This is a genomic window from Streptomyces sp. NPDC017993 (assembly GCF_044328065.1).
Classification (GTDB): domain Bacteria; phylum Actinomycetota; class Actinomycetes; order Streptomycetales; family Streptomycetaceae; genus Streptomyces.
Genome location: NZ_JBIRGO010000001.1, coordinates 574,881 through 592,048, shown reverse-complemented (window position 1 = coordinate 592,048; position 17,168 = coordinate 574,881). Strand labels below are relative to the sequence as shown.

General features: G+C 70.7%; 13 protein-coding genes and 1 riboswitch. Of the genes, 3 read left to right on the top strand and 10 right to left on the bottom strand.

Features of this window, described 5'->3' with window-relative positions:
- Positions 1–40 precede the first annotated feature (40 nt).
- From ACH4FH_RS02780 to ACH4FH_RS02770, 3 genes are all read left to right on the top strand, one after another.
- Positions 41–2,575: an ABC transporter permease gene (locus ACH4FH_RS02780; RefSeq protein ID WP_398553904.1), complete on the top strand. Its 2,535-nt coding sequence runs from the start codon at positions 41–43 to the stop codon at positions 2,573–2,575.
- 189 nt (positions 2,576–2,764) lie between these two features.
- Entirely contained in the window at positions 2,765–3,823 is a 1,059-nt protein-coding gene (locus tag ACH4FH_RS02775) for a nitrous oxide reductase family maturation protein NosD (RefSeq protein WP_398553903.1), read from the top strand.
- A 36-nt stretch (positions 3,824–3,859) separates the two neighbouring features.
- Positions 3,860–4,888, top strand: a complete 1,029-nt coding sequence (locus tag ACH4FH_RS02770; protein WP_398553902.1) for a methyltransferase — start codon at positions 3,860–3,862, stop codon at positions 4,886–4,888.
- Positions 4,889–4,961: 73 nt separating this feature from the next.
- On the opposite strand, the gene ACH4FH_RS02765 is transcribed toward ACH4FH_RS02770, so the two are convergent.
- The 10 genes from ACH4FH_RS02765 to ACH4FH_RS02720 form a co-directional block, all read right to left on the bottom strand.
- Positions 4,962–6,281 carry a class I SAM-dependent methyltransferase gene (locus tag ACH4FH_RS02765; protein ID WP_398553901.1) on the bottom strand — a complete coding sequence of 440 codons (1,320 nt, stop codon included), beginning with the start codon at positions 6,279–6,281 and terminating at the stop codon, positions 4,962–4,964.
- A 198-nt stretch (positions 6,282–6,479) separates the two neighbouring features.
- Positions 6,480–7,871, bottom strand: a complete 1,392-nt coding sequence (locus tag ACH4FH_RS02760; RefSeq protein WP_393892434.1) for an NAD(P)/FAD-dependent oxidoreductase — start codon at positions 7,869–7,871, stop codon at positions 6,480–6,482.
- Positions 7,872–8,435: 564 nt separating this feature from the next.
- Complete coding sequence (locus ACH4FH_RS02755; protein WP_398553900.1) at positions 8,436–9,377, bottom strand: exopolyphosphatase; 942 nt, start codon at positions 9,375–9,377, stop codon at positions 8,436–8,438.
- Positions 9,374–9,925 (bottom strand): DUF501 domain-containing protein, encoded by a 552-nt coding sequence (locus ACH4FH_RS02750; protein WP_398553899.1) that lies wholly within the window; start codon positions 9,923–9,925, stop codon positions 9,374–9,376. The genes ACH4FH_RS02755 and ACH4FH_RS02750 overlap by 4 nt, the downstream gene beginning before the upstream one ends.
- A gap of 84 nt (positions 9,926–10,009) precedes the next feature.
- Positions 10,010–10,462 carry a septum formation initiator family protein gene (locus ACH4FH_RS02745; protein ID WP_398553898.1) on the bottom strand — a complete coding sequence of 151 codons (453 nt, stop codon included), beginning with the start codon at positions 10,460–10,462 and terminating at the stop codon, positions 10,010–10,012.
- A gap of 141 nt (positions 10,463–10,603) precedes the next feature.
- On the bottom strand, positions 10,604–11,890 hold the full coding sequence (gene eno, locus ACH4FH_RS02740; protein ID WP_393892438.1) for a phosphopyruvate hydratase: 1,287 nt from the start codon (positions 11,888–11,890) through the stop codon (positions 10,604–10,606).
- Positions 11,891–12,395: 505 nt separating this feature from the next.
- Positions 12,396–13,040: a transglycosylase family protein gene (locus tag ACH4FH_RS02735; RefSeq protein ID WP_398553897.1), complete on the bottom strand. Its 645-nt coding sequence runs from the start codon at positions 13,038–13,040 to the stop codon at positions 12,396–12,398.
- Between the two features lie 7 nt (positions 13,041–13,047).
- Positions 13,048–13,258, bottom strand: a riboswitch (cyclic di-AMP (ydaO/yuaA leader).
- Between the two features lie 210 nt (positions 13,259–13,468).
- Positions 13,469–14,515 carry a transglycosylase family protein gene (locus ACH4FH_RS02730; RefSeq protein ID WP_398553896.1) on the bottom strand — a complete coding sequence of 349 codons (1,047 nt, stop codon included), beginning with the start codon at positions 14,513–14,515 and terminating at the stop codon, positions 13,469–13,471.
- Between the two features lie 217 nt (positions 14,516–14,732).
- Complete coding sequence (locus ACH4FH_RS02725; protein ID WP_398553895.1) at positions 14,733–16,061, bottom strand: cytochrome P450; 1,329 nt, start codon at positions 16,059–16,061, stop codon at positions 14,733–14,735.
- Between the two features lie 142 nt (positions 16,062–16,203).
- Complete coding sequence (locus ACH4FH_RS02720) at positions 16,204–17,085, bottom strand: LysR family transcriptional regulator (protein WP_398553894.1); 882 nt, start codon at positions 17,083–17,085, stop codon at positions 16,204–16,206.
- Positions 17,086–17,168 lie beyond the last annotated feature (83 nt).

Genomic DNA, 17,168 nt, shown 5'->3' with positions numbered 1-17,168 from the left:
AGCCACCGCACTCCGGACCTCTCCTCCAGGACTGACTGACATGTTCCGTACCGCCTTGCGCAATGTGCTCGCGCACAAGGCCCGGCTGCTGATGACCGTCCTCGCCGTCATGCTCGGCGTGGCCTTCGTCTCCGGCACCCTGGTCTTCACCTCGACCATCTCCGACGCGTTCCAGCGCAGCTCCCAAAAGGGCTTCGACCACGTCGACGTCGCCCTCCAGCCGCACGGCTCCGAGAGCCGGTCCGGCGCCCCCGGCGGCGCCCCCGACCTCGACCAGAAGCTGCTCGACAAGGTCTCCGCCGTGCCCGGCGCGGCCTCCGCCACCGGCACCGTGTCCGGCTTCACCGCCGTCGCCGACAAGCACGGCAAGCTGATCGGCGACGGCTTCTCGACCCGCGGTGGGAACTACTACCCCGAAAAGGACGGCAAGGACGCGCGCTACCCGCTGCGCGACGGCGCCGCCCCCCGCGACGGCGCGCAGATCGCGCTGGACGCGCACACCGCGGACCGGGCCGGCTACCGGGTCGGCGACACCGTCCGGATCTCCGTCGACGGCCCGGTCCGCGAGGCGAAACTGACCGGCATCTTCACCACCGACGACGGCACCGTCGCGGCCGGCGGCAGCCTGGCGCTGTTCGACACCGCCAGTGCGCAGAAGCTGTTCGCCGCGCCCGGCGCGTACAGCGAGATCGATGTGCGGGCGGCGCCGGGCACGTCCCAGAGCGCCCTGAAGGCCGCCCTGGACAAGGTGCTGCCCCGGGACGGCGTCGAGGCCACCACCGGCAAGAAGCTCGCCGACGACCAGGCCGAGCAGATCGCCAAGAGCATGGACGGCATGAAGACCGGCCTGCTGGCCTTCGCCGGGATCGCCCTGTTCGTCGGCATCTTCATCATCGCCAACACCTTCACCATGCTCGTCGCCCAGCGCACCAAGGAGCTGGCCCTGATGCGGGCGGTCGGCGCCAGCCGACGCCAGGTCACCCGGTCGGTGCTGATCGAGGCGTTCGTCGTCGGCGCGATCGCGGCCGTCGCGGGCCTCGCGGCCGGTATCGGTATCGGCGCGGGGCTGCGCACCTTGATGAACGGCACGGGCGCCACGGTGCCTGACGGCCCGCTGGTCGTCTCCCCGTCCACGATCCTGGCCTCGCTGCTCGTCGGCGTCGTCGTGACCGTCCTGGCCGCCTGGCTGCCGGGCCGCCGCGCCGCGAAGATCCCGCCGGTGGCCGCGATGAACAGCGTGCACGCCACCGCCACCACCAAGTCGCTCGTGGTCCGCAACACCATCGGGGCGCTCTTCGCGGGCGCCGGTGCGGCGGGCGTGCTAACCGCCACCGGCATGGACGACGGCAAGGCCGTGATGGGCGGCGGCGCGGTGCTGCTGCTGATCGGCGTGTTCGTCCTGACGCCGCTGCTGTCCCGCCCGCTGATCGCCCTGGCGGCGCCCGTGCTGCGCGCGTTCGGAATCTCCGGTGCCCTCGCCCGGCAGAACGCGGTCCGCAACCCCCGCAGGACCGCGGCCACGGCTTCGGCGCTGATGGTCGGCCTCACCCTCATCACCGGACTGACGGTGATCGCGGGCAGCGTGCAAAAGGGCATCGACAAGATGGCCACGTCCTCGCTGAAGGCCGACTACGTCGTCTCCATGGCCGGGATGACGCCGCTCTCCCCCGCGGTCGCGAAGAAGCTCGGGGACCTGGACGAGGTCACCGCCGTCAGCCCGCTGCGCAACTCCCCCTCCCGCGTCGGCACCGGAACGGAGTACCTGACCGGCGTCAACGGCAAGGACTTCGGCAAGCTCACCCAGCTCGACTTCACCGACGGCTCCCTCGGGCGGCTGAGCGGCCACGCCGCCGTGGTGGACGGCAGCACCGCCAAGGAGAAGGGGTGGCGGGTCGGCTCCCGCGTCCCGGTGACCTTCGAGGACGGCAAGAAGGACACGCTGACCGTCTCGGGTGTCTACCAGGGCAACGAGATGATCAAGGGCATCATCCTCGACAACGCCGTCCTGGCGCCGCACCAGAAGCACATCACCGATATGCGGGTGATGGTCAAGACGAAGGACGGCGCCACCGAGGCGACGAAGGACTCGCTGGTCGAGGCCCTCGGCAAGAACCCGGCCATCACCGTCCAGGACAAGAAGGACGTGTCCGACAGCATCGCCCAGATCTTCAATCTGATGCTGAACATGCTCTACGGCCTGCTGGCCATGGCCGTGATCGTCGCGGTGCTCGGGGTCATCAACACCCTGGCGATGTCGGTCTTCGAGCGCTCGCAGGAGATCGGCATGCTGCGCGCGATCGGCCTGGACCGGCGCGGCATCAAGCGAATGGTGCGCCTGGAGTCGCTGGTGATCTCGCTGTTCGGCGGGGTGCTGGGCATCGGCCTGGGCGTGTTCTTCGGCTGGGCGGCCGGTGAGCTGGTCGGCAGCTCCCTCGCGACGTACGAACTGGTGCTGCCGTGGGGCCGGATGGGCATCTTCCTCGCCCTGGCCGCGGTCGTCGGGGTGCTGGCCGCACTCTGGCCGGCCCGCCGCGCGGCACGGCTCAACATGCTGGAGGCGATCAAGGCGGAGTAGCCGCCGCCCGCACCGCCCGAGGGCCCCGGAGCCCCTGCGTCGCCGCCCCCACCGAGTGGGGGGCGCCCCGCGGGGACCGGGGCCCTCGGCTTTTGCCCCGCCCTCCGGGAAGGCTGATGGATGCATGCAAAGCATGCATTGGGTTACCACATGGTGCGAACCATGACAATCACCCATAGCTTCGGCCTCATGAGGAAACGCCACATGATGTACGCGCTCAGCGCCGCAACAGTGACCGCCACCTGTCTCGGCGCCGCGCCGCCTACCGATATGAAGGTCCGGCATGTCGTCCGCGCGGGCGATTCGATCCAGGAGGCGGTGGACTCCGCACGTTCCGGTGACACCGTCATCGTCTCGCCCGGCACCTACCGGGAGAGCGTCCGGATCGACACCTCCGGGGTGACGCTCCGCGGGGCGGGGCCCCGGACCGAGATCGTGCCGGACGGGACCAGGGCGGACAACGCCTGCGCGCAGAGCGGCAACGGCATCTGCGTCGTCGGCAAGGCCGGGGACCCCGTCCGGAACGTCACCATCCGCTCCCTGAGCGTCGCGGGCTTCAAGAAGAACGGTGTCTGGGCCACGGAGACCGACCGACTGACCGTCCGCGGGGTGACCTCGCGCAAGAACGGCACGTGGGGCATCGCGCAGGAGAAGTCCGTCCGCGGCACTTTCCAGTACAACAAGGCCATCGACAACGGCGACGCGGGCATCTTCCTCGCGAACACCGTCAACGAGGAGGGCGGGGCCCTCGACACCCGCGGTGCGGCGATCGAGGACAACCTGCTCACCGGGAACCGCATCGGCATCACCGTCCGGCGCGTCAGGAACCTGACGGTCGACGACAACGAACTCACCGGCAACTGCGCGGGCGTGTTCATCGTGGGTGACGAGTCGCGCCCGAAGGCGGGCGCGATGAAGGTCCGCGGCAACGAGGTGTTCGAGAACAACAAGCACTGCCCCGGCAACAGCCGCCTGCCGTTCATCCAGGGCTCCGGCATCGTCCTGACGGGCGCCGAGGAGACGCTGGTGCAGGGGAACTACATCCGCAACAACGCCGGCACCTCGCCGATGTCGGGCGGGATCGTCCTCTTCCGCAGCTTCGTGGGCACCCAGAACGAACGCAACGTCATCAGCGACAACCTGCTGATCCGCAACAAGCCGGCCGACCTGGCCAACCGCGACACGGGCACCGGGAACCGCTTCGTCCGCAACATGTGCCGGTCATCGGAACCGGCGAACCTGTGCTGACGGGCGTCATCCCTTCACCGGGAGAATCGAGGCGGCATGACCACCGTTAGCCCCACACCCCCGCCGGCCATGCGACTGCGGGAGTTGGTCTTCGGAGCCGCGTGCGCGGCAGCCGTACGCGCCGCGGCCCGGCTCGGCGTCGCGGACGCCCTCGGGGACGCGCCCGCCACCGCGGAGGAACTGGCCACCGCGGTGCACACCGAGGCCCGGCCGCTGCACCGGCTGCTCCGTGCCCTGGCCTGCTACGGGATCTTCGAGGAGACCGAGGACGGGACGTTCGTCCACACCGAGATGTCCAGGCTGCTGCGGGACGACACCCCCAACAGCCTGCGGTACATCTCCCTGTGGTGCACGGAACCCTGGACCTGGGAGGCATGGCCCCGGCTGGACGAGGCCGTCCGCTCCGGCCGCAGCGTCTTCGACGACCTGTACGGCAAGGGCTTCTTCGACTACCTCCACCAGGACGCCAAGGACTCCGCGCAGGTCTTCAACCGCGCCATGACCACCTCCAGCAGACAGTCGGCGGAGGACGTCGCGGAGCTGCTGGACCTCACCGGGACTGCCTCGGTGGCCGACATCGGCGGCGGCCAGGGCCATGTGCTGGCCGGTCTGCTGGAGAAGCACCCCACGCTCGAAGGAACGCTGCTGGACCTGCCGGACGTCGTGGCGAACGCCGACCCTCGGCTCCGGGACGGCGGGCCGCTCGCCGCCCGGGTGCGGATCGTGCCCGGCGACTGCCGCCAGGACATCCCGGTCCGGGCGGACCTCTACATCATCAAGAACATCCTGGAGTGGGACGACGAGAGCACCCGCACGACACTGCGCAACGTCGTCGAGGTCGCCCCGCCCGGCGCTCGGGTCGTGATCATCGAGAACCTCATCGACGACAGCCCGTCGATGAAGTTCACCACCGCCATGGATCTGCTGCTGCTGCTCAACGTCGGCGGCGCCAAGCACACCAAGGAGAGTCTCGTCAGCCGCATGACCGAGGCCGGCCTGATCATCCGCGACATCCTGCCGGTCAACGCGTATCTGCACGCCTTCGACTGCACCGTGCCGGAATGAGAGCGGCGGCAGGGCGCCGGGAAGTCCTCCCCCGGCGCCCTGTCCGTCCCCTCAGCCGCTGTACGGCGCCGGCTCACCCCTGCCAGGCGCGGGTGCGCAACGGCATCCCGGACGCACCGGACTCCGGCGTACGCACCGCCAGCACCTGGTTGACTCCTATCCGGTTGCGCTCGAAGGACAGCGCGGACGCGGCCATGTAGAGCCGCCAGACCCGGGCCCGGCCCGGTGTGGTGAGCGTGACCGCCTCCGCCCAGCGTTCCTCCAGGTTGGCCACCCAAGCGCGCAGCGTCAGCGCGTAGTGCTCCCGGAGTACCTCGACGTCGCGCACCTCGAAGCCGGCGTCCTCCAGCGCCCCCGCGGTCCGTCCGACGGGCGCCAGCTCACCGTCGGGGAAGACATAGCGGTCGATGAACTCATCGACGTGGTAGGCCTCTTCGTCCGTGATCGGTCGGCGGGCGATCTGGTGGTTGAGCAGCCGACCGCCGGGCTTGAGGAGCGCGTACAGGGCGCGGGCGTACTCGGCGTACAGGGTCCGGCCGACGTGCTCGGCCATGCCGATCGAGGAGATCGCGTCGAACGGCTCGTCGTGGATCTCGCGGTAGTCCTGCACCCGGATCTCGATCCGGTCGGCGAGCCCGGCCTCGGCGATCCGCTTGCGGGCGAAGACCGCCTGCTCCTCGGAGAGGGTGATGCCGACCGCCCGTACGCCGTACTCGCGTGCGGCGTGCAGCACCATCGAGCCCCAGCCGCAGCCCACGTCGAGCAGCCGCTGCCCTTCCTTGAGTCCGAGCTTGCGGCAGACCAGGTCGAGCTTGTCGCGCTGGGCCTCCTCCAGGGTGGCGCCACCGTCCTCGGTGGCCGCCCAGTAGGCGCAGGAGTAGACCATGGACGGGCCGAGCACCAGGGCATAGAAGTCGTTGCCGACGTCGTAGTGGTGGCTGATGGCTTCCTTGTCGCGCAGCAGGGTGTGCAGCGGCCCGCGGCGGTTCCTGGCCTCTTCGGCCGGCGGCGCGGGCGGAATCGGGAGGCCGACCAGCGACACCAACTCCCGGGCTGCGGCGCGGACCTCCGGGCGGGCAAGGATGCGCAGGGCGGCGGCGCGGCGCGGCTTGGGGGCGGCGGTGCCGCGCTCCCAGATCAGTTCGGCGAGCAGGTCGAGCGCCCCGTAGAGGTCGCCCTCGATGTCGATGTCACCGGCCACCCAGGCGCGGGCCAGGCCGAGTTCGCCCGGCTTGAACAGGAGGCGGCGCAGTGCGCGGCGGTTGCGGATGACGAGTGTGGGTGCCCCCGGAGGGCCGGACTCGCTGCGGTCCCAGGCGCGGATGCGGACCGGGAGGGGAACTCCCAGAACCTCCTCGGCGAGCTTGGTGAGCCGTCCAGCGGCTTCGGCCATGTCGCACACCTCCGTGTTGACGAGTCGGGCGAAGAAGTTTCACCCACCACGTAAACGCCAATGGGGCGCCGGTGTAGTCCCGTTCCTACGTAAGGGAACAGCAAAACGCCCGTGTCCCGCCAGAGCGGACACGCCGAAGGGCGTCCGCCCCACGGATGGCGGACGCCCTTCGGGCTGGTCGGAGTACCGACCGGAGGTTCAGGAAGCCTTGGCCTTCGGCTTGTCGCCGGAGGTGGCCGGGGCCGCCGGTGCGGGGGCCGGCTTGGCCGCCTCGTAGAACTCCTCGCGGGGGTTCTCCATGGCGCCGAGCGAGACGACCTCGCGCTTGAGGAACATGGCAAGGGTCCAGTCGGCGAAGACGCGGATCTTGCGGTTGAACGTCGGCATCGCCATGCCGTGGTACGCGCGGTGCATGTACCAGGCGAGACGGCCCTTGAGCTTGATCTTCATCTTGCCCATGACGATCATCGCGACGCCCTTGTGCAGGCCGAGACCGGCGACCGCACCCTTGTTGGCGTGGCTGTACTCCTTCTGCGGGAAGCCCCGCATGCCGGAGACCACGTTGTCGCCGAGGACCTTGGACTGCCGCAGCGCGTGCTGGGCGTTCGGCGGGCACCAGGCGTTCTCGTTGCCGGCCTTGCGGCCGACCAGGTCCGGCACCTGGGCGTTGTCGCCCGCGGCCCAGATGTAGTCGGTGCCCTGCACCTGCAGGGTCGCCTGGGTGTCCACGTGGCCACGGGGGCCGAGCGGCAGACCGAAGCGGGACAGCGCCGGGTTGGGCTTGACGCCCGCGGTCCACACGATGGTGTTGGAGTCGACCTCGAGGCCGTTGTTCAGGACGACGTGGCCGTCGACGCAGGAGTCCATACCGGTCTTGAGGTAGACCTCGACGCCGCGGCCCTCGAGGTGCTCCTTGCCGTAGGCACCGAGCTTCGGGCCGACCTCGGGGAGGATCTTGTCGGCGACGTCGACCAGCAGGAAGCGCATGTCCTCGCGCTTGACGTTGCTGTAGTACTTCGCGGCGTCGCGGGCCATGTCCTCGACCTCGCCGATGGTCTCCGCGCCCGCGAAGCCACCGCCCACGAAGACGAAGGTCAGCGCCTTGCGGCGGACATCCTCGTCGGTCGTGGAGTCGGCCTTGTCCAGCTGCTCCAGGACGTGGTTGCGCAGGCCGATGGCCTCTTCCACACCCTTCATGCCGATGCCGTTCTCGGCCAGGCCGGGGATCGGGAAGGTGCGGGAGACCGCTCCCATCGCGATGACCAGGTAGTCGAAGGGCAGCTCGTACGCCTCGCCGACCAGCGGGGCGATCGAGGCGACCTTGCGGTCCTGATCGATGGTGGTCACCCGGCCGGTGAGAACCTCCGCCTTGGGCAGCACGCGTCGTAGCGGAACCACGACGTGGCGGGGAGAGATGCTGCCGGCCGCAGCTTCAGGGAGGAAGGGCTGGTACGTCATGTACGAGCGCGGGTCGACGACCGTGACGGTCGCCTCGCCGTACCGCATCTTCTTGAGGATGCGACGTGCCGCGTACAGGCCTACGTACCCACCGCCTACAACGAGGATCCTGGGACGCTCCGTGGTGCTCATGCAATCGAGTATCCACCCCCACATGGGGGGTCGCTCGTGAGCCCCTTCACAAGCTGTCCAGAGGTGTCTGCTACACTCCGCCGGCTTCGTGACCGACGCCATAGCGCCGTTGGGGAACCACGGTGTACGGCGAGGCGTTGGACACCCCTGTTGATCAGGGATTGTGGGCCGCGGGGCGACTGAACCACCCAGCGCGGCAACATACTTGCCACACCCATGAAACCGCGCATTCCTCGGGTCGACGAGGCCCGGAGCCTGCAAATGCGGCCGTTACGGCCACCTTATTCGCCCGTCGGGCGCCTTTTTCATGTGAAGGATTTCACGAACTTTCTCCGCCGACCCGCCTGCCGGGCCCCTCGAAGCCCCCTTCGAGACGCTCAGACGCGACACCACCCGCTCAAACGACGGGATTTCGGGGCCGGCGCCTTGCTTTCCACGCCCCTCGCGGACCAACGGCTGCCGAGCCGTCGCGCGTCCCGGCGCCCGGGAACGGCGTGCGCGGCCGCCTCACGCGACGGCCCCGGCAGCCGTGAGCCTGCCGGGGCCGTACGCGTCGAAAAGCGCTCAGGCGACGCTCCAGGCGATTCCGTCCAGGATGTCGTGCTCGCTGACGACGACCTCTTCCGCGCCCACCCGCTCCATGATCGACAGCAGCACGAGAGTGCCCGCGGCGATCACGTCGACCCGGCCGGGGTGCATGACCGGGCTCGCCGCCCGCTCGGCGTGCGTGGACGTCAGGAGGTTCTCGGTGATCTCCCGGACCTTCGCCAGCGGGATCCGGGCGTGGTGGATCGCCTCGGAGTCGTAGTGGCCGAGCCCCAGGGCGATGGCGGCGACCGTGGTCACCGAGCCGGCCAGGCCGACGAGCGTCGCGGCCTCGCGCAGCGGCACCGTCTCCTCGGCCCGGTCCAGTGCCTCGGCGATGTCGGTCTTCATGGCGGCGATCTGCCCCGGGGACGGCGGGTCGCTGATCTCGCCGTCCCGCAGGAGGTGCCGCTCGGTCATCCGGACGCAGCCGACGTCCACCGACCGGGCCGCCCGTACGGACTCGGCGCCGAGCACGAACTCGGTCGAGCCGCCGCCGATGTCCACCACCAGATAGGGCGGTTCGACGTCGTCGCGGCCGGCGAGTTCCTTGATGGCGCCGTTGAAGGAGAACTCCGCCTCCTGGTCGCCGGTGATCACCTCGGGCTCCACGCCCAGGATGTCCACCACGCCGCGGACGAAGTCCGCACGGTTCTCGGCGTCCCGCGAGGCGGAGGTCGCCACGAACCGGAGCCGCTCGGCGCCCAGGCCCTTGATCACCGCGGCGTACTCCCGGCACGCCGCGAAGGTCCGCTCCAGCGCCTCGGGCGCCAGCCGCCCGGTGCGGTCCACGCCCTGCCCCAGCCGGACGATCTGCATCCGGCGGTCCAGGTCCTTCAGCTCGCCCGTCGCCGGATCCACGTCCGCGACCAGCAGCCGGATGGAGTTCGTACCGCAGTCGATGGCGGCGACCCGCTTCATTCGGCGTCTCCTTCGGGGGTGTCGGGGGTGTCCTGACACGGCGACACGCACGGCCCCTTCTTCCACCACTCCGGCAGCATCGCGATGGCCTCGTCACCGAGCGGGTTGACGCCCGGGCCGGCCGCGAGCGAATGGCCGACGAGGACGTGCAGGCACTTGACCCGGTCGGGCATACCGCCCGCGCTCGGGAAGCCCTGCAGCACCTCGATGGTGTCCCGGCGCCGGATGTAGTCCTCGTGGGCCGCCCGGTAGGCGGCGGCCAGCTCCGGGTCGCTCGCCAGCCGTTCGGTCATCTCCTTCATCACGCCGTTGGCCTCCAGCGTGCCGATCGCGGAGGCCGCACGCGGGCAGGTGAGGTAGTAGAGCGTGGGGAAGGGGGTGCCGTCCTCCAGGCGCGGCGCCGTCTCGACGACATCGGGCAGCCCGCAGGGGCAGCGGTGCGCGATGGCACGCAGCCCGCGCGGCGGGCGGCCCAACTGCTCCTTGAAGGCGGCGATGTCCTCGGCGGTGGGCTCGGTGGGCTCGGTCTGGGGCGGGGCGGTGTCCATGTGCGCTTTCGGTGAGGTCGGGTGGTGCGGGGACGGAACGGGCCGGGGGGGAAGGAGGCGGACAGGGGCGACGGTGCGGCAGCGCTACCGCCGGTCGGCGGAGTCGACGCCGTCCCACAGATTCTCGTACCAGGGGCGCTGCGCCGCCGCCGGCTGCTTCGGCACCGACACGGTACGGGGGCCGTCCTGGACGATATATCCGGTCTCGCCCGGCTCGACGTAGTGCAGATGCCGGCGGGCCTGCTGCCGGACGTACTCCGGATCCTGCCAGCGGGCCTTCTCGTCGCGCAGCCGGTTCAGCTCCCGGCCGGCCTCCTGCGCCTTGCGGCGCTGGTCGGCGATGTCCGAACGCTGGGAGACGTACTGCCTTATGGGGTAGGCGAGGGCGACCACCAAGGAGCACATCACCAGGGCGAGCAGGGCGGCGCGGCCGGTGAGGCGATTGCGGCGGGGCGGCCGGGCGCGGTAGACCCGGGCTGCGGCCTGCTCGCCGAGCGCCTTGAGTCGGGTCGCGGTCGAGAACCGGTCCGCGGACACATCGCCTCCCCTTGATCACCGGACGGTGCACACTGACGCGCCGGCTCCGCCGCCCGCCGGGGCCGTCGCAAGCAAAGCCGTCCCCGGCAACGGTACGGGACCGTTGCCGGGGACGCTTCGAAGTGCTGCGCCGTGCTCGCCTCAGTTGGCGGTGCGGAACCGCGGGAAGGCGGAGCGGCCGGCGTAGACCGCGGCGTCGTCGAGGATCTCCTCGATGCGCAGCAGCTGGTTGTACTTGGCGACGCGCTCGGAGCGGGCCGGGGCACCGGTCTTGATCTGGCCGCAGTTGGTGGCGACGGCCAGGTCGGCGATGGTGACGTCCTCGGTCTCACCGGAGCGGTGCGACATCATGCACTTGAAGCCGTTGCGCTGGGCCAGCTCGACGGCGTCCAGGGTCTCGGTCAGCGAGCCGATCTGGTTGACCTTCACCAGCAGCGCGTTGGCGGAGTTCTCCTCGATGCCACGGGCCAGGCGCTCGGGGTTGGTGACGAACAGGTCGTCGCCGACGAGCTGCACCTTGGAGCCGAGCTTCTCGGTGATGACGTTCCAGCCGGCCCAGTCGTCCTCGAACAGCGGGTCCTCGATGGAGACGAGCGGGTAGTCCGCCACGAGCCCCTCGTAGTACTCCGTCATCTCGGCGGCCGAGCGCTCCTTGCCCTCGAACTGGTAGACGCCGTCCTTGTAGAACTCGGAGGCGGCGACGTCCAGCGCGAGCGCGATGTCCTGGCCGGGGGTGTAGCCGGCCTGCCGGATGGCCTCGAGGATCAGGTCGAGGGCCTCGCGGTTGGAGCCCAGGTTCGGGGCGAAGCCGCCCTCGTCGCCGAGACCGGTGGAGAGGCTGCGCTCCTTCAGGACCTTCTTGAGGGTGTGGTAGACCTCGGCGCCCCAGCGCAGCGCCTCGGAGAAGGACTCCGCGCCGATCGGGGCGATCATGAACTCCTGGATGTCGACGTTGGAGTCGGCGTGCGACCCACCGTTGAGGATGTTCATCATCGGGACGGGCAGGACGTGCGCGTTCGGGCCACCGAGGTAGCGGAACAGCGGGAGGTCACTGGCCTCGGAGGCGGCGTGCGCGACGGCGAGGGAGACGCCGAGGATGGCGTTGGCGCCGAGGGAGCCCTTGTTGTCCGTGGCGTCCAGGTCGAACATCGCCTGGTCGATCAGACGCTGCTCGGTCGCGTCGTAGCCGACGAGCTCCGGGCCGATCTGCTCGATGACGGCCAGGACGGCCTTCTCCACGCCCTTGCCCATGTAGCGGCTCGGGTCGCCGTCACGGAGCTCGATGGCCTCGAAGGCACCGGTCGAGGCGCCGGACGGAACCGCGGCACGGCCCGTGCTGCCGTCGTCGAGGCCGACCTCGACCTCGACCGTGGGATTACCTCGCGAGTCGAGAATTTCGCGGGCTACGACGACGTCGATGGACGGCACGTTGTCTCCTTCGTGGGTGTCTGGAGTTCTGCAGCACGAGCCTAACGGCCTTGGGCGCATCCGTTCGCCCTCGGCCCGCTCAGTGGGACGAAAAGAGGCCCAAAAGCCCAGCTCATGGGAGGTTTCGCCGCATTGTTCGCCGAGCGGGAAAAGTTGCCCGACGATGCTGGTCAGAGCAGCCGTTTCCTCGTCGGGCACGCGCCCTGGCTCGGGACACGGAACCGGGCTCGTGACACGGAGAAGCCCCGCCGCGGCGCGCTGGGGGATGGCGCACCGGGCGGGGCGGTCTCACACGCGAGCGTGTGGAGCGAGGGGGACGGGCGGACGCGATGAACGCGAGGGACGGCGAGGTGGGGAGGAGCGGTCCGTCCCCGGTTCAGCCCGACTGCCCGGCCTCGGACCCCGCGGCGGCCGGGACGGGCGGATCGTGCGTACCGCGGTACGCACGGACCGCTCGGCCGGCCGGAGACGGTGAGGTCCTCGGCGCCCCTGTGCCGGGGTGGGCTCAGACGTCGAGCTTCTGGCCGGGGATGATCAGGTTCGGGTTGCCGCCGATGACGGACTTGTTGTCCGCGTAGAGCGCCTTCCAGGTGGTGCCGTGCGCCTTGGCGATCTTGGCGAGGGTGTCGCCCGACTTGACGGTGTAGTTGCCGGAGCCGTTGGACTTCGGGGCCGGCTGCGACTTCTCCGGCGCGGGGGCCGGGGCGGGCTTCTCGGCCTTCTCGCCGGTGTTGCCCTGCGGGGCCTTGCCGGAGGTGTCGAGGTCGGGCGAGGGGCCACCGGCGGTCAGGTTGCCGGCGCCGGCGCAGGACCAGGCACCCGGGCCCTGGATGGCGAGCAGCTTCTCGGCGGCGGCTATCTGCTGGCTCTTGGTGGCCAGGTCGGCGCGCTCCGCGTACTGGGTGCCACCGGCGGCGGCCCAGCTGGAGTTCGAGAACTGCAGGCCGCCGTAGTAGCCGTTGCCGGTGTTGATCGACCAGTTGCCACCGGACTCGCACTGGGCGACGGCGTCCCAGGTCTCGACGGACGCGGCGGAGGCGGAGGAGGCGCCCATGAGCGGGACGGCCACGGCGGCACCGGCGACACCGGCGAGGGTGGCGACGCGGACGGCCTTGGACGCACGACGGTGCTTGCCCTTGTTGTTCAGCATGGTTCGTTCGTTTCCTCACCGACGCCTGCGAGGTGAGCTGTCGGGTTCGGGCCATGTGAGTTGCCCGGCCGCATGCACATGACATGTGGCTTCACCCCAAGCCGGTTGACCCGCTTTCACGGGTGGGGCCGGCGCTTACCTTGGGTCCCCCGCTCCTGCCTTCGGCGCTTGCGCGTCGACCGCCTACGACCACCGGCAGGATTCGGCGTGTGATCGAAGGGCCCGCTTTGGCGAGCGATCCTGACCGTAAGCAGTAACCCCCTTGGTGTTCAAACCCCACCATCTGAACCAAGTTGACCGTTTTTGATCATAGGGTGCACCCATTTCTGCAGGTGGACCCAGGTATGGGAACGGCCCGCGAGCCGGGCGCCGCACCCCGCAACGAGAGCCTTGTCTCACTTTCCCAAATGGGGGCGAAGGTGCGCTAATTACCCTGCGACGTGCCCGAGATCGAGGACCTGCCCCGGCTGGATCAGGTCCTCGTCGGCGCCGACGACGCCTTCGTTGCGCTCGTAGAGGGCGGTCCACCCACCGGGCACCTCGCGGGCCTCCGCGATGGCTGACAGGCTGTCACCGGGACGCACGGTGTAGTCGCCGTCGGCCGGGCCGGACCGGTGCGCGTCACCGTCACGCGAGGCGTGCCGGCCCGACGACCTGCCGCCGTCGCCCGTCTCGCCCGCACCCTCACCGCTCTCCTCGGCGCCGCCGCGGTGCTTGCCCCTGCCGGGCGCCTCATCCGTCGCGGAGCCGCCGCCTGCGGAGGCGTCACCCGGCGCGCCCGTCCCGTCGGTGCGGCTGCCGCCCTCGTCCGAGCCGTCGGCGCGGGAGGGGTCATCGCCGGGGGAGGAGTCGTCGCGGGAGGAGTCGTCGTCCCGGTCGCCCGCCTTCGGGGAGTCGGACCGCCCCGAATCCGAGGGGTCGGACGGCTCGGCGGAATCCGACTCGTCAGGGGAAGGCGTCGCCTCGGACGGCTGGTCGCCGCTCGACGGGTCGGACGGGTCGGAGGAGTCGGACGGGTCGGAGGAGTCGGAGGAGTCCGGGTCCAGGAGGTCCGGGTCGAGGAGGCTCACGCCGCCAGGGTCGACCTCCGGCGACCGGCCGTCCGCGGTCAGCCCGGCGTTCACGGCGCAGCTGGGCCAGGCGTCGGGCCCGCGGTCGTCCAGGATCGTCTCGGCCACGGCTATCTGCTGGGAGCGGCTGGCGAGGTCGGGGCGCGAGGCGTACTCCGCGCCGCCGTACTCGTCCCACATGCTCTGGGTCAGCTGCAGGCCGCCGTAGAAGCCGTTGCCCGAGGCGGCGCTCCACATCCCGCCGCTCTCGCACTGCGCGACGCGGTCCCAGGTCGCGGTGTCGGCGGCGTGTGCGCCACTCGCGCCGAGCAGCGGCAGGGCGATGCCGGCGCCGGTGACTCCCGCCGTGACAAAGATCGCCGGTGCTTGACGGGGGCGCCGGTGTCGGCCGTTCCCGGAACGCATGCGGTTGCCTTTCGCGCGGCGGTGGAGTTGTCCGATCGCCGGCCGCGCCCGGCACACCAATACATCCGGTGCACCAGGTTTGACTTCCGCCGATCGGGTGAAGCTCTTCGGTTCGGTCGAAAGGTAGCCGGGGTCACGGGTAGTCACAAGTCGGTGTAGTGGAGATCACGTAAAGGTCACACGGGTGACGGAGCGTCAATTTCGGACCCTTCCCCGGTCAGGGCCGCGGAGGCGTGAACTCCACCGGAAGTGAACGCAGTCCGCGCATGATGAGGCCGCCCCGCCAGCGCAAATCATCCGGTTCCGCGGCAAGCCGGATATCCGGCAGCCGGGTCAGCAGCGTCGCGAGGGCGGTCTGTCCTTCGAGCCGGGCCAGCGGTGCGCCCAGGCAGTAGTGGATGCCGTGCCCGTATCCCAGGTGCTGGTTGTCGCGCCGGGTGAGGTCGAGGGTGTCCGGCTCGGTGAACCGCTCCGGGTCGCGATCCGCCGCGGCCAGCACCACCAGGACCGGGTCGCCCGCGGCGATGCGCTGCCCGCCCAGCGTCAGCTCCTCCGTCGCGAACCGCCACGTCGCCAGCTCCACCGGGCCGTCGTAGCGCAGCAGCTCCTCGATGCCGGTGGCGAGCAGCTCGGTGTCGCCCGCCTCCATCGACTTCTGCAGCAGTTCACGCTGCGCGGGGTTGCGCAGCAGCGCGTAGGTGCCGTTGCCGATGAGATTGACGGTGGTCTCGAAGCCGGCGAAGAGCAGGATGAAGGCCATCGCCGCGACCTCGTTCTCGCTGAGGTGCTCACCGTGGTCGGAGGCGCGGATCAGGCCGGAGATCAGGTCCTCGTCCGCCTCGTCGCCGAGGGACTCACGCTTGCGGTGGATCAGTTCGGCGAGATACCCGCGCATCTTCTTCACCGACCGCGCGACCCCGCCGCGCGGTCCGCCGCCGTGCCGGATCATCATCCCGGCCCAGTCCCGGAAGTCGTCCTGGTCCTCGCGCGGGACGCCGAGCAGATCGCAGATCGCGTAGATGGGGAGCGGGAAGGCGAACTCGTGGATGAGGTCCGCCGCTCCCGTCTCCGCGTCCGGCCCCTTGGCGATCATGGCGTCGATGAGGGAGTCGGTCAGCTCCTGCACCCGGGGGGCGAAGGCCGCGACCCGGCGCGGGGTGAAGGCCTTCGCCACCAGGCGGCGGAGCCGGGTGTGGTCCGGGGGGTCGATGTTGAGCAGATGCGTCATCAGGTTGGCGCTGCGCTCCCCCGGGATGCCGACCTTGCCCTTGCCGTGTGCGGCCTCGCTGTGGTGCTGGGGGTTCTTGGAGAGCCGGGGGTCGGCGAGCGCCTGCCGCGCGTCGGTGTAGCGGGTCACCAGCCAGGCGTCGACGCCGCTGGGCAGTGCGGTCCTGTGGACCGGCGAGTGTGTGCGCAGCCAGGCGTACGCGGGGTACGGGTCGGAGGCGAACTCCCAGGTGAACAGCTCGGGGGCGGGCGCGGCCGCGGAGCCTGCCGGGCAGCTCGCGGGGGCGTCGGCGGGGGTGGCGTCGGGCTTGTCGTGCACCCACCGACCGTAACCGGTGGGCGTACACCGGCGCGCCCGCGGAGTCTCGGCCCGCGCGGGCGCGCGAGCGGCGGGTAGGTCGGCGCGGAGACTTCGCGGGCCCCGGCGACCGCGGGTGGGTCCCGGCACCGCGCCCCGCGCGCTACCCCTGTCCCGGCTCCACACCCAGGCCCGCGAGGAACGCGGCGGCCGACGGCGACGGGCCCAGGCCGCTCCACACCACGCGCTCGCTGCGCTCGGGCGCCGGCCGCACCCGCAGGATGTGCAGTCCGGGCAGCTCGGAGGCAATGGCCTCGGGCACCATGCCGACGCCCAGCCCGGCGCGTACCAGCTTCGCCAGGAACTCCACGGTCGTCACCTCGAACGCCACCTCGGACGTCAGGCCCGCCGCGCGGAACGCCTCGTCGCGCTGGCGGCGGGCGGCCGAGCCCGCGGTGAAGTCGACGAAGGTCTCCTCGGCGAGCCGCGTCAGACGCGTCCACTCCTGCCGGGCCAGTGGATGGCCGGGCGGTACGACCGCGACCAGTTCGCCGCGCGCCAGCTCCTTCTCCCGCACGCCCACGGTGTGCGCGCCGGGAACCAGACCGACGAAGGCGACATCCAGGCCCCCTTGTCGGACCTGCTCGATCAGGTCATCGCTCATGTCCATCCGCAGGCTGACGCGCACCTGTGGACAGCGGGCGCGGAACGCACCCAGCTCCCGGGCGAGGTCGACCGCCGCGACCGTCGAGATCGCGCCGACCGCCAGGCGTCCGCGCACCTCTCCGGTCGTCGCCTCCACCTCGGCGCGGGCCCGGTCCGCCGCCTGCAGGGCCTGCCGGGCGACCGGCACGAAGACCTCGCCCGCGGCGGTCAGCCGAACGCTGCGGCTGGTGCGGTGGAAGAGCCGCGCGCCGAGCTCCTTCTCCAGCCGGGCGATCTGGTGGCTGAGGGCGGACTGCACCACATGGCAGCGCTCGGCGGCCCGGGTGAAGCCGCCCGTCTCGGCGACCGCGACCACGTACCGCATCTGCTGGAGCTCCATCTCCCGATCGTAGCCATCGATCGCGTTCCACGATGAGTGTGATGACAACTATGCGTTGGACTCATCGATCGTCGGGGGCGCAG